The following is a 13048-nucleotide window of genomic DNA, read 5'->3' on the forward strand; positions in this document are numbered from 1 at the left end:
AACTCCAGCAGAAGCGCTTGACGAGCTGCTGTCACGAATGAAAACACTTGGTGTTGCGACCACCGCTTGAGCCCGCCTCCCGGCATTCCCCGCGCGATGGTCTTCACGCTTATACGCAGTCTCCCTGGTGCGCCGGGCGTGTTGGCCACCATTGCGCATGATGCTTGCGCATCAGCGCGTGATACCAGCATCGGGGTATCAGGACGCTGCGACTTCACGTCCGGAAGACATCGTTCGTCCGCGTCCTCGTGAGAAGACGCTGCGATCTCTCGCGGCCACCGCTCCCCGCCTCGCGTGTCGTGACGATCGCGCGCAACGCCCCTCCGCAGTGAGGCGGGATGGGCGGATCAAATCATGAATTCCGAAAAATAGCAAGAGTATTATTTTTATCGGAAATCAACGCGCGGTCCTCCCGCGCTCGTCCCGGGCAAGCCGTCAGCGACGCGAAGCCTGGCTGACGGCGCCGACTCGGGACCCATTCGCCGCAGCCGAGGTGGGGCGGCAGATGCCAATGACCAAGCTGCCTCAAACATCGCCCTGGGGGTATGGGTCCCGGCTCAAGGCCGGGACGACACTGTTTTTGTGGCGCCAGCGGTGGTTGGCCACGATCGTTCGTCATGGCCGGGCTTGTCCCGCCTGCGCGGCCGAAGCCGCTTGGGCGCAGCGAAGGCCCGGCTATCCACGTGGCCCAGCGTCCTCGGAACGACGTAGATGCCCGGGACAAGCCCGGGCATGCCGAGCAACTAACAACGTGCTCGTAGGAGAGAAGCTCCGCGCCCCGCTCAGTTCGTCTTGGTCACCGGGGCCTTGGCCGGCGCCTGGGACGGTTCGGCGGCGGCCTGCGGGGTGCGGCCGACGACGGCCGTGAGCAGGCCCTGGCTCCAGAGCTGCTTCGCCGCCTTCTTCGCGTCGTCCAGGGTGACGGCGTTGACGATCTCGCTGCGCTTCTCGATGTAGTCGATCGGCATCTTGTCGAGCTGATATTGCAGCATCGCCTGCGCCAGCTTGGAGGAGGTGTCGAGCGCCAGCATCTGCGAGCCGTTGATGTAGGACTTGGCCTCGTCGAGCTCCTGCTGGGTCGGGCCTTCCTCGGCCATGCGGCGGATCTCCTGCTCGACGGCCGCGATGGTCTCGCCGGCGCGGTCGAAGCGGGTGGCGGTGTTGCCGATGAACAGCGCCGAATGATCCATCCACAGCAGCGCGTCGTAGACGGAGTAGGCGAGGCCGCGCTTCTCGCGCACCTCCTTGTAGAGCCGCGACGACAGGCCGCCGCCGCCGAGGATGTGGTTGACCACATAGGCCGCCATGAAGTTCGGGTCGTGGCGGCGGATGCCGGGACCGCCGAAGGTGATCACGGTCTGCGGCACGTCGAGCGGCACGAGCGCGCGCTGCGGCGGCATGGTGGCGACGACGTCGGGCACCGGCGTCAAGGTGGCCTTGGCCGGCAGGCTGCCGAAGGTCTGATCGAGGAGCTTGCCGAGCGTGGCCGGGTCGACGTCGCCGACAACCGCGACCTTCAGCGTGTCCTTGGCGAGCACGCGGCCGACATAGGCCTTGAGATCGTCGACGGTGATCGTCGGCACGCTGTCCAGCGTGCCGTTGGCCGGACGGCCGTAGGGGTGGTTGGGGAAGGCAAGCTCGAGGAACTTGCGGCCCGCCAGCGAGCTCGGATTGGTGGTCTCGCGGCGCAGGCCGGAGATCACCTGCGAGCGGATGCGCTCGACGTCGGCGCTGTCGAAATGCGGCGAGGTCAGCGCGGTGCGCAGCAGCTCGAACGCCTCGTCCTTGTTGTCGCGCAGCATGCGCAGCGAGCCGCGGAATTGATCGCGCGAGATCTGGAAGCTCAGCTCGATGGCGCGGCGGTCGAGCCGCTCGTGGAAGGTCTTGGAGTCGAGATCGCCGGAGCCTTCGTCGAGCAGGTCGGCCACGAGATTGCCGACGCCGGGCTTGCCGGCGGGGTCCTGCGAGGCGCCGCCCTGGAACGCATATTCCATCGCGATCAGCGGCACGGTGGCGTCCTGTACGAACCAGGCTTCGATGCCGCCGGGCGACACCAGGTGCTGGATCTTGGTCGCCGCGTGGGCGGCGGGAACGATCGTGAGCGCGGCGGCGCCGACGGCGAGAACGCAGGCGAAGCGGCGGGCGAAGGTCATTGTGTTCATCACGACCGCTTCTCCTCGCGCTTGGCCGCATTGTCCTTGATCAGATAGCCGGTGACCGAGCGCTTCTTCTGCAGCCAGGTCTGCGCGGCGGCGCGCACCTGCTCGGCGGTGACGGCACGGATGCGGTCGGGCCAGCTCCGGATGTCCTCGATGCTGAGACCCGTGGTGAGGCCGCCGCCATACCAGCGTGCCATCGTCGCCTGGTTGTCCTGGGCGTAGATCGCCTCGGCGATGAGCTGCGTCTTGACGCGCTCGAGATCCTCCGCGCGCACCGGGTTCTGCGCGATCTCGGCGATGACGCTGTCGACGACAGCCTCGACCTGGGCGAAATCGACGCCCGGACGCGGCGCGACCGCGATCGAGAACTGGCTCGGATCGAGCGACGTGCCCTGATAGGACGCGCTGGCATTGACCGCGAGCGGCTTGTCGACGACGAGCGCACGGTAGAGATAGGAGTTGCTGCCGCTACCCATCAGTTGCGCCAACACATCCAGCGCGGCCGACTGCCCGGGGGCCGCGGTGGTGGCCGAGGGCACCAGATAGAAGCGGCGCATCGAGGGCTGCTCGACATGCGGGTCGGCCAGCGTGACCGTGCGCGGCGCCACCGGCTCGGGCTCCTGCGGCCGCAACCGGCGCGCGGGGATGTCGGGTTGCGCGGGAATCTTGGCGAAGGTCTGCTCCACGAGCGGGCGCACTTCCTTGGCGTCGGTGTCGCCGGCGATCACCAGGATGGCATTGTTGGGCGCGTAGAAGCGGCGATAGAACGCCAGCGCATCCTCACGGCCGAGCTTCTCGATCTCCGGCCGCCAGCCGATCACCGGGCGGCCATAGGGGTGGTTGACGTACAGCGCCGCCATGATCTGCTCGTTGAGGCGGGCTTCCGGGGAGTTGGCGACGCGCATGTTGTACTCTTCGAGCACCACGTCGCGCTCGGGCAGCACGTTCTCGTCCTTCAGCACCAGGCCGGTCATGCGGTCGGCCTCGAACTCCATCATCTTCGGCAATTGATCGCGCGGCACGCGCTGGAAGTAGCCGGTGTAGTCGACCGAGGTGAAGGCGTTCTCATTGCCGCCGATCTTCAGCACCGTCTTGGAGAACTCGCCGGCGGGATGCTTCTCGGTGCCCTTGAACATCAGATGTTCGAGGAAGTGCGCCAGGCCCGACTTGCCGGGCGTCTCGTCGGCGGAGCCGACCTTGTACCAGATCATCTGCGTCACCACCGGCGTGCGGTGATCCTGGATCACGACGACCTGCAGGCCGTTGGGGAGGGTGAAGCTGGCGGGGGGCTCGGAGGCGAACGTCGTTTGCGCCGAAGCGCCGGCCGTGAACGCGATGAGGGAGACGAGCGCGGCGGCGACGGATTTGAACCGGTGCGAGGACATCATGATCCTTCTGAAGGCCCGCAGGGAGGGGCGATCGGGTTTGAGCGCAGCATGCTACATCGCGCCGGACGGCGCCCGACGTCACAAAACAGCGACATCGTGCCGCCGCGAGACATTAAATTTCGCTAACGCCAGCGAAGCCGGCATCTCCGGGCGAACGGCTGCCGCCGTCACCGTTCCTTGCCGGTCATGATGTCCAGCTGCTTGCCGCCGATCGGCTCCTGCTTGCCGGTGCCATAGGCATAGCTCGGCGACGGCGTCTGATAGCCGGGCGGCGGCTGGGTCAGGCTCTCGCGCTGCGGCTCGCTGGTGAACGGCTTGGTTTCGCTGTCGCTGCCCTTGAACATGCCGAACAGGCCGCCTTTGAAGCCGAGCTGCGACGGGCTCATCATCGGGTTGTTGGCTACGCCGGGCTGAATCGGCTCAGTCGGCTTGGCGGCGGCCGTCCGCCCCATCTTCATCTCGGCCGGGGTCAGCGGACGGGCCGCATTGACCGGATCCCTGTTTTCCTTCTTGCGCGCGGCGGCCGCGGCCCGGCGTTGCTGCTCGTCGGGGTCCTTCGGCCAGTTTGGCGCGGTCGCCTGCGCCGCGGCGGCGGGGGGCGGCAGATCGAGCTTGGGCGGCACCACCAGGGGCGACCGCTCGCGGTATTCGATGGAGGGCGTCTCCATGTTGGTGCCGCCGAGACCGCGCATCAGATTGTCGATGATCTTCTCTTCGAAGGTCTTGTCGTCTTCCTCGTCGTCCTGGGCACGGGCGGCGCCGGCGGCCATGACGAGGCCAATGCCGAGCGCAACGGCGGACAGCCGCAGGACGCGAATGGCCGCGTGGGTCATGATCCGGCCGCTGACTTCGGTCTTGCGCATGGCTTTCCCTGTCCTCGCTTGTCCAGTGCTCGTGCTCCGACGAACCGGCCGCGACCCACCGATTGCGATCCTCGATTCGACGGGGGGCCGTCCAGGCATCGCGCCGATCTCGAAAACGTGAAGATCATCAGGCTCTTGACCCAGGATCGGCACCGGCCGGTATCGACCCGGATCAGGGCGCTTTTGCGGCGGGGGCCCCGAAGAAGGAGTCATATAGCAGGCCCGCCACCCCGGCAACGATCGCCACGTCGGCCATGTTGAAGATGTACCAGTTGTAAACCGTGCCGCCGATCTGGATGTGGAACAACGCGAAATCGACCACCGCGCCATAGGCCAGCCGGTCGATGCCGTTGCCGATGGCGCCGCCGATGATCAGGCCGAGCGACGCCGTCGCCAGCTTGCTTTCCGCACGCGCCATCCAGATGGCGAGGGCGATCACCGCGACGGCCTTCACCGCCATCAGTCCATATTGCGCCAGCGTGCTCTCACTCTGCAGCCAGCCGAAGCTGATGCCGATGTTCCAGGCGAGGTAGAGGTCGAAGAACGGGGTGATCTTGACGGTGCCGCGGTTGGGCAGGTCGAACACGTACAGCAGCCACAGCTTGGAGGCCTGGTCGATGACCAGGGTGGCGAAGCCGGCGATGAGGCCGAGGCGGAGGCGGGGGGTCATGAGGTGAGCGCGATCATGCCAAGCAACTCGCGGCAAACACCGCTGTCGTCCCGGCGAACGCCGGGACCCATACCGCGTGATGTGTGTTGGCGGAGAAAGTCTGGGTCATCGTCCTTCGTCAACATGAACGCCGGTGGTTATGGGTCCCGGCGTTCGCCGGGACGACAGTTGTGGGTGTCGCGCGATCACGCGTCACATACCGACCCCGAGCGCCTTCCACTCGCGCAGCGCTTGCGCGTCGCGCGGGGAAACGTCCGGGTACTCAGGGTCGTCGCCGACGCTCTCCAGGATCTTCCAGGAGCGGGCGCATTTCTTGCCCACGGCCTTCTCGACGACGACCGCCACGCCCGGCACCGCATCGAGCCGGAACGCATCGGCCGGGGCGTCACCTTCGCGGACCTCGTAGTTCGAGGTGATGCAGACCTCGGCGAGATCGGTGTCGAACAAGGTGCCGAGCAGCGCGCGGTCGGCGACGTAGATGACCGGCGAGGCTTCGAGCGAGGAGCCGATGGTCTTGGCGGCGCGGGCGAGCTCCAACGCGCCGGTGACGACGCGCCTGACGTTGCGGATCGTCTCCCACTTCGCGGCGAGCGCATCGTCGCGGTATTGGTCCATCGCCTCCGGGAACAGCGTCAGATGCACCGACGGCTCTGCGTCGGGCCTGTACATCCGCCAGGCCTCGTCGGTGGTGAAGGACAGCACCGGCGCCAGCCATTTCAGGACGGCATCGCAGATCAGGTCGATCGCGGTCAGCGCCGCCTTGCGCGCCACCGACGACGGCGGGTCGCAATACAGCGTGTCCTTGCGGATGTCGAAATAGAACGCCGACAGCTCCGTGTTCATGAACGCAGCCAGGCTCGCGATCACGGTCTTGTAGTCGAACGCGGCGTAGGCGCGGCTGATGACCTCGGCCTGCTGCGAGAGCTGATGCAGCATCAAGCGCTCCAGCTCCGGCATGTCGGCAAACGCCACGGCGTCGCTGCGCTTGTAGTGATGCAGGGTGCCGAGCATCCAGCGGATGCTGTTGCGCAGCTTGCGGTAGGTCTCGATGGTGTTCTTGAGGATCTCCGGGCCGATGCGCTGGTCGTCGGCATAGTCGGTGGCGCAGACCCAGAGGCGCAGGATGTCGGCGCCGGACTCCTTGATCACCTTCTGCGGCTCGACGGTGTTGCCGAGCGACTTCGACATCTTGCGGCCGTTCTCGTCGAGCGTGAAGCCGTGCGTCAGCACCACGTCGTAAGGCGCGCGGCCGCGGGTGCCGCAGCTCTCCAGGAGCGACGAGTGGAACCAGCCGCGGTGCTGATCCGATCCTTCGAGATACATCACCGTGTCCCGGCCGCCGTCGACCTTGCGCCTGATGCCAGCGAGGCCGGGGAAGTGCACGGGGTCTTCGAGCACGAAGGCGTGGGTCGAGCCGGAATCGAACCAGACGTCGCAGATGTCGTCGACCTTGTTCCAGTCCTCGTTGGCGCGGGACCCGAGGAAGCGCTCGCGTGCGCCGTCGGCGTACCAGGCGTCGGCGCCTTCCTTGGCGAAGGCCTCAGTGATGCGCTTGTTGACCGTCTCGTCCTGCAGGATCTCGGCGGAGCCGTCGCCGGTCTCGCGCACGAACACCGCGATCGGTACGCCCCAGGCGCGCTGGCGCGAGATCACCCAATCCGGACGGTTGGCGATCATGCCGGTGATGCGGTTCTGGCCGGCGGCCGGCACCCATTGCGTGACCGAGATCGCGCGCAGCGCGCGGGCACGCAGCGAATCCCCGGACTTCGCCTGACCTTGGTCCGCGATGTCCTTGTCCATCGCGATGAACCATTGCGGCGTGTTGCGAAAGATCACCGGCTTCTTGGAGCGCCAGGAATGCGGGTACTGGTGCTTGAGCCGGCCGCGCGCGAGCAGCATGCCGGCATCCGTCAGCGCCTTGATGACGGCCTCGTTGGCGTCGCCCTTCTCGCCCTTGTCGTTGATGACGCGTTTTCCCGTGAAGCCCGGCGCGTGGTCGGTCAGCGCGCCGTTCTCGTCGACGGTGTAGGGGATGGTGGTCGCGATGCCCCGGCCGTCGAGCTCGCGCGCATGCGCCATCCAGACGTCGAAGTCCTCGCGGCCGTGGCCGGGCGCGGTGTGCACGAAGCCGGTGCCGGTGTCGTCGGTGACGTGGTCGCCGGGCAGCAGCGGGACGACGAAATTATAGCCGCCGGCGAGACCTTTCAGCGGATGGGCGCATTCGACGGCGTCGAGCGTGTCGCCGGGGATGTCGCGCAGCTTGTTGTAGCTCGTGACGCGCGCCTGCTTGAACACGCTGTCGGCCAGCGCGTCGGCCAGGATCAGCTTGTCACCGGTCTTGGCCCAATTGTCTGCCGGCGCGTCCGTGACCTCATAGAGGCCGTAGGCGATCTTCGGCGAGAACGAGATGGCGCGGTTGCCGGGCAGGGTCCAGGGCGTGGTGGTCCAGATCACCACCGAGGCGCCCGCGAGCGCGCCATGCGCCGGCGACGTCACCGGAAACTTCACCCACACCGTGTCGGACTGATAGTCCTCGTACTCGACCTCGGCCTCGGCGAGCGCGGTCTTCTCGACCACGCTCCACATCACCGGCTTCGAGCCGCGATACAGCGTGCCGTTGGCGGCGAACTTCATCAGCTCGCGGGCGATCTGCGCCTCGGCCGGATAGGTCATGGTGGCGTAGGGATGGTCCCAGTCGCCGATCACGCCGAGCCGCTTGAACTCCTCGCGCTGCACGTTGAGCCAGTGGTCGGCATAGGCGCGGCATTCCTTGCGGAACGCGACCATGGCGGCGGAGTCGCGGAAGTCGGGCTTGGTCTTGCCCTTCTTGCGGTAGTTCTCCTCCTCGATCTTCCACTCGATCGGCAGGCCGTGGCAATCCCAGCCCGGCACGTAGTTGGAATCGTGGCCGAGCATCTGCTGGCTCTTGGTCACGACGTCCTTGAGGATCTTGTTCAGCGCGTGCCCGATGTGGATGTTGCCGTTGGCATAGGGCGGGCCGTCGTGCAGGACGAATTTCGGCCTGTTCTTGGCGGTGTCGCGCAGCTTGCCGTAGAGGTCGATGTCGCTCCAGTATTTCAGGATCTCCGGCTCGCGCTGCGGCAGGCCGGCGCGCATCGGGAATTCCGTCTGCGGCAGATAGAGGGTCTTGGAATAGTCCTTGGCGTCGGATTTTTGGGCGTCGGGCTTTTGCGGCTTTTCGGACATCGTGATCTGGCTGGCTGAGAGATGAGGCGCTGAGACGCGATTTCGATCGCGGGCGGCGGAACGAGCAGAGACATCCCGGTCTTGCGCCGAGCTCAAAGCTCAGGCGGAAGCCGGGCCGCTAATGCCGATGATGCGCCGTATCAACATGGGGCCTCCTCATAGCAGCCGGACTGCGGAATCGCAAAGCGATCCTGCGGCAGCAACGCTGCGGGATCGTCGTTCAGCGTCATTCCGGGGCGATGCGCTAGCATCGAACCCGGAATCTCGAGATTCCGGGTTCAGCCCTGGCGGGCTGCCCGGAATGACGTCACCGATGGAGCAGGAGGATCAGCCGATCTCGCCGAGCCGGGGGAAAAGGCCGGGATGGGCCGCCAGCAAAGCGCGGGCCCTGGCGCTGTCGTCGTCCATCTGCCGGATCAGGGCCTCGATTGAGCTGAATTTGGCCTCCTCGCGGATGAAGCCGATGAAGGCGACGTCCAGGACCTCGCCATAGAGGCTGTCCTTGAAGTCGAACAGGAAGGTCTCGAGCAGCGGCGCGCCGTTGTCGAAGGTCGGCCGGCGGCCGAAATTGGCGACGCCGTCGATCAGCACCCGCTCAGCGCCGCGGCCGCGGCCGACCCGGACGGCATAGATGCCGTGGCGCAGCCCGCAATCGCGATCGAGCCGCATGTTGGCGGTGGGGTAGCCGAGATCGCGGCCGCGCTTCTCGCCGTGGATGACCTCGGAGCTCACGAACCAGGGGCCGCCGAGCATCGCGGTCGCCTCGCTGACCTGGCCCTCCGCCAGCGCTTCGCGGATCGCGGTGGAGGACACCGGCCGCTCGTCGATGTCGACATGGGCCTGGATGTCGACCTCGATGCCGAGCTTGGGGGCCTCGTTGGCGAGCAGGCTGGGCGAGCCGACGCGGCCCTTGCCGAAATGAAAGTCGTAGCCGACCGCGATTCCGGCGATCCCGAGCCGCCCGATCAGGTCATGGTGAATGAAATCCTGCGCCGAGGTCTGGGCGCGGCCCTTGTCGAAGGCCATGACCACGGCGCCGGCAAGGCCGGTTCCGGCCAGGAGTCGCAGCTTGGCGGTCTCGTCGGTCAGGCGGAACTGCGGGGTATTGGGGCTGAAGAAGCGCCGCGGATGCGGCTCGAAGGTCAGCGCCAGCGCCGGGCGCCCCTTGGCCTTGCCCATCTCGATGGCCGCCTCGATCACGGCCCGGTGACCGAGATGGACGCCGTCGAAATTGCCCATGGCCACCACCGCGCCCTTGAGGATGTCCGACGGCGGGGTGGAATCGCGGATGATCTTGAAATCGGGCATGTGACGGAAATATCTCGCGGATTTCGGTGGGCTACCGGCGGACGGTGGTTGCCGTGACGGTGGGCGGCCGGCCCCGCGAAGTCAAGCCGAAGGGGTTCCTCCGCTCATGCAGCGCAGCAATAGCGACATGCAGCCGCAGCGCAGTTAACGCGCTGTTTAACGGCTGATGCTACTGCTGAAAGCGGATGGCGGGGTCGGTTACGACCCGTGCCGCATGAGCTTTTTTGTAACAGTCTGCGCGTTGTGTTCGCGTCTGGGGGAGTCAAGATGGCGGTTGATTTGACGATGCCGGTGCTCGTCGTCGACGATTACAGCACCATGATCCGTATCATCAGGAATCTTCTCAAGCAGATCGGTTTCGAGGACATCGACGATGCCAGCGACGGCTCGATGGCCCTCAACAAGATGCGCGCCAAGAAATACGGCCTCGTGATCTCCGACTGGAACATGGAGCCGATGACCGGCTACGACCTGCTCCGCGAGGTCCGCGCCGATCCGAACCTGGCGACCACGCCGTTCATCATGATCACGGCGGAATCCAAGACCGAGAACGTGATCGCGGCCAAGAAGGCCGGCGTGAACAACTACATCGTCAAGCCGTTCAATGCCGCGACCTTGAAGACCAAGATCGACGCGGTGTTTCCGGACATGGCGACGGCCTGACGCCCGCCTGATCCACTCCAACGAAAGACGCCCGGCACTCGGCCGGGCGTTTTGCGTTTCAGGATCCGTTCACCACTTCAATTCGCGCATCAGGGCGCGCGGCGGATGGCCGAACAGCTCCTTGATCGAGGCCGGGTCGAGCTGCTCGACGCCGGCGAACTCCTCGGAATGGATGCCGCGGGTCACGAACAGGCAGTCGATGCCGAAGCCGTGCGCGCCGGCGAGATCGGTGCGGACGGAATCGCCGATCGCCAGCACCTCCTCGCGCGCGACCGGCCGGCCGGCGTGCTGCTCGGCCAGCATCATGGCTCGCTCGTAGATTGGCCGGTGCGGCTTGCCGTAGAAGATCACCTCGCCGCCGAGCTCGCGATAGAGCTCGGCGATGGCGCCGGCGCAGTAGATCAGCCGGTCGCCGCGCTCGACCACGATGTCCGGATTGGCGCAGATCAGCGGCAGCTTGCGCTCGCGGGCGCGCAGCAGCATCGGCCGGTAGTCCTCGGCGGTCTCGGTCTCGTCGTCGTAGAGGCCGGTGCAGATGATGTAGGACGCTTCTTCGAGCGGCGACAGCGCCAGGTCGAGACCGCGATGAATGGAATTGTCGCGCTCGGGGCCGAGCCAGAACACCTTGCCGCCGGGATGATCGGCCACGTAGTGGCGGGTCAGGTCGCCGGAGGAGACGATGGCGCTGTAGACCTCGTCGGCGACGCCGAGCTTGCGCAACTGGCGCTGGACCGAATCGGCCGGCCGGGGTGCGTTGGTAATCAGGATCACCGTACCGCCCTGGCGGCGAAAGTGGTGCAGCGCGTCGCAGGCGTCGGGGAAGGACTCCAGCCCGTTATGGACCACGCCCCAGATGTCGCTCAGCAGCACCTGCTTGCGGCCGACCAGATCGCGCAGCCGCTCTTCGAAGCGGAGAACGGTCATGGCAGCCGGCTGATCTCAGAGGGTCCCGGCGGCACGGCGGGCGAGCGCGGCATTGCCGCTGCGCGTCGGAGCATTGCTGTGTGACGCGTCGAGAGAGGTGGTGCCGGCGGCATTGGGGTCCTGAATCTTGATGTCCTGCCCGCCCGATGGGCCGGCGGCGGCCTCGCCGGTAGCAGATGCGCCCTCGGGTCGCAATGGGCGGGGCGGCGCGAACAGGAAGCCCTGGCCGAAGCGGACGTCGTAGTCGAGCAGGTCGACGACGCTGTTCTCGCCTTCGATCCGCTCGGCGATCAGGTCGATGCCGAAGCGGCCGAGCAGATCGGAGAGATCGGTCGGGTGAATGTCGGAGGCCGAGCTCTGCTTCGGGTCGAGCAGCAGCGCGGCCGGGACCTTGATGAAGCGGACTCCGCGATCGGCGAGCTCGCGCGGCTCGAACCGGAGGTCGGTGACATGGTCGATCGAGAAGCGGTAGCCGCGCTGTGCCAGGGCCGCGAGATGCTCGGTCCCGGTCGGACCGAGGCTGCGCAAGGTCGACTGCTTGAATTCGAGCACGAAGGACGGCGCGAGGGCGCGATTCGCTTCGAGGAAATCGAGGCATTGTGAAAAGTTTGCAGGGCTGCTGAGGGTCGCCGAGGAGATGTTGCAGAAGATGCCGACGTCCTTATTGCGAACCATCAGGCGGCGCAGCACCTGGACGCAGCGAAGCAGAACCATGTGGTCGATGCGCCCGACCAGGCCGGCGGCTTCCGCGATGCCGATGAAGTCCTCGGCCGCGACCACCTGGTCGCGCTCGTCGCGAAGCCTGGTCACCGCCTCGTAGAAGCGCACCTTGCGCTGTGGCAGCGTCACCAGCGGCTGCAGATAGATGTCGAGGCGGTTGTCCTCAATCGCGCCTTTGACGGCGGCGAGGATCTGCGGCTGGCTGCGCGGCACGGCCGTGGCCGCCGGGGCCTGCGGTTTGGGCGGCAGGGGGGCGGCAGCCGGTGCCGCGCTGAACGTGCCGGAGGTCTCGGCCACCTTCTGCTCGACGCCGCGGGACGGCACCGCGTTCATCTCGAGCGCGCCGCTGGAGGAAGCGGCGGCCGGGAGCGGGCGATCGGCGTCGCGAACCGTGCCGGCCCCAGCTCCCGGCGGTGTTGCCGGCGGGATGGCCGCGATCAGGTCCTCGTGCTGGGCCACGGTGACGGCGAGCTGCTTCATCAGTCCGCCGAGCTCGTTGATCTCGCCGATGACCCCCTGCAGGCGATCGGCGCTGACCGAGCTCGACGACACGATGCGTCCCTCCACCGCCGACAGGCGGCGGCCGAACTCGGCGACCTGACGCGCGAGGTCGGCGGTGCCGCGCGACAGATCGGCGATCTGGCTGCCGATATCGGTGCGGTCGCGCAGTCGCATCGACACGGCATTGTAGAGAATCAGGAACGTCAGTGCGGCGAGCGCGACGATCGCGGATTCCGAGCCACTGATACCGGCCACCGAATACAGGATCAGGCCGAGCGAGGCCGCGACCAGAACCATACAAATGGCAACGAAAATCGTGGAGATACGGATCATGCTTGGCGACGCTCCCAACCGAACGCAACCTTAGCACTTCTGTTGATTCGCGAGGATAGTGGGCGGGATTCAAATACCGGGAGACGCCGATGATTTCTCGTCTGCGTGTCATTTACGCAAGTTCACGCGGGAAAGCGGAGTGTCATCGTAGTGTTGCCGATCCGTAGAACACCGGGGGAAGCGCTTCGCGGATTCCAGACATGTTTAGACATGCGCGCGGTGCCATGAGCTGATCAACGCGTGTTGCTGAGCAGCTCAATTGAGCCGGTGATTCTTCGATGTCCATCGAACCGCGCCTGCCGCTGTCCGGGC

Annotated in this window: 9 protein-coding genes; 1 reads left to right on the plus strand and 8 read right to left on the minus strand. The window is 66.4% G+C overall.

Going from position 1 to position 13048, the window contains the following annotated elements; genetic code table 11:
• Positions 1–782: 782 nt before the first annotated feature.
• From QW863_RS29900 to QW863_RS29925, 6 genes are all read right to left on the minus strand, one after another.
• Positions 783–2162, minus strand: coding sequence for a pitrilysin family protein (locus tag QW863_RS29900; protein WP_315713619.1), 1380 nt, complete (start codon positions 2160–2162; stop codon positions 783–785).
• The gene (locus QW863_RS29905; RefSeq protein WP_315713618.1) at positions 2162–3547 is read right to left on the minus strand and encodes a pitrilysin family protein; all 1386 of its coding nucleotides are present in this window, start codon (positions 3545–3547) and stop codon (positions 2162–2164) included. Before QW863_RS29905 ends, QW863_RS29900 begins: the two co-directional genes overlap by 1 nt.
• Before the next feature lie 167 nt (positions 3548–3714).
• Positions 3715–4380 (minus strand): hypothetical protein, encoded by a 666-nt coding sequence (locus tag QW863_RS29910; RefSeq protein WP_315713662.1) that lies wholly within the window; start codon positions 4378–4380, stop codon positions 3715–3717.
• A 202-nt stretch (positions 4381–4582) separates the two neighbouring features.
• Positions 4583–5080 (minus strand): signal peptidase II, encoded by a 498-nt coding sequence (lspA, locus tag QW863_RS29915; protein WP_315713617.1) that lies wholly within the window; start codon positions 5078–5080, stop codon positions 4583–4585.
• Positions 5081–5272: 192 nt separating this feature from the next.
• Positions 5273–8287 (minus strand): isoleucine--tRNA ligase, encoded by a 3015-nt coding sequence (ileS, locus tag QW863_RS29920; RefSeq protein WP_315713616.1) that lies wholly within the window; start codon positions 8285–8287, stop codon positions 5273–5275.
• Positions 8288–8614: 327 nt separating this feature from the next.
• A complete protein-coding gene (locus QW863_RS29925; protein ID WP_315713615.1) occupies positions 8615–9595 on the minus strand; it encodes a bifunctional riboflavin kinase/FAD synthetase in 981 nt (326 codons plus the stop codon).
• A gap of 267 nt (positions 9596–9862) precedes the next feature.
• On the opposite strand from QW863_RS29925, the gene QW863_RS29930 reads away from it, so the two are divergent.
• Positions 9863–10258 carry a response regulator gene (locus tag QW863_RS29930; protein ID WP_006613531.1) on the plus strand — a complete coding sequence of 132 codons (396 nt, stop codon included), beginning with the start codon at positions 9863–9865 and terminating at the stop codon, positions 10256–10258.
• Between the two features lie 69 nt (positions 10259–10327).
• On the opposite strand, the gene QW863_RS29935 is transcribed toward QW863_RS29930, so the two are convergent.
• Both QW863_RS29935 and QW863_RS29940 read right to left on the minus strand, forming a co-directional pair.
• The gene (locus tag QW863_RS29935; protein WP_315713614.1) at positions 10328–11182 is read right to left on the minus strand and encodes a TIGR01459 family HAD-type hydrolase; all 855 of its coding nucleotides are present in this window, start codon (positions 11180–11182) and stop codon (positions 10328–10330) included.
• A 15-nt stretch (positions 11183–11197) separates the two neighbouring features.
• Positions 11198–12736 carry an EAL domain-containing protein gene (locus QW863_RS29940; protein ID WP_315713613.1) on the minus strand — a complete coding sequence of 513 codons (1539 nt, stop codon included), beginning with the start codon at positions 12734–12736 and terminating at the stop codon, positions 11198–11200.
• Positions 12737–13048 lie beyond the last annotated feature (312 nt).

The organism is Bradyrhizobium sp. SZCCHNR1017, assembly GCF_032381375.1.
Taxonomy (GTDB): domain Bacteria; phylum Pseudomonadota; class Alphaproteobacteria; order Rhizobiales; family Xanthobacteraceae; genus Bradyrhizobium.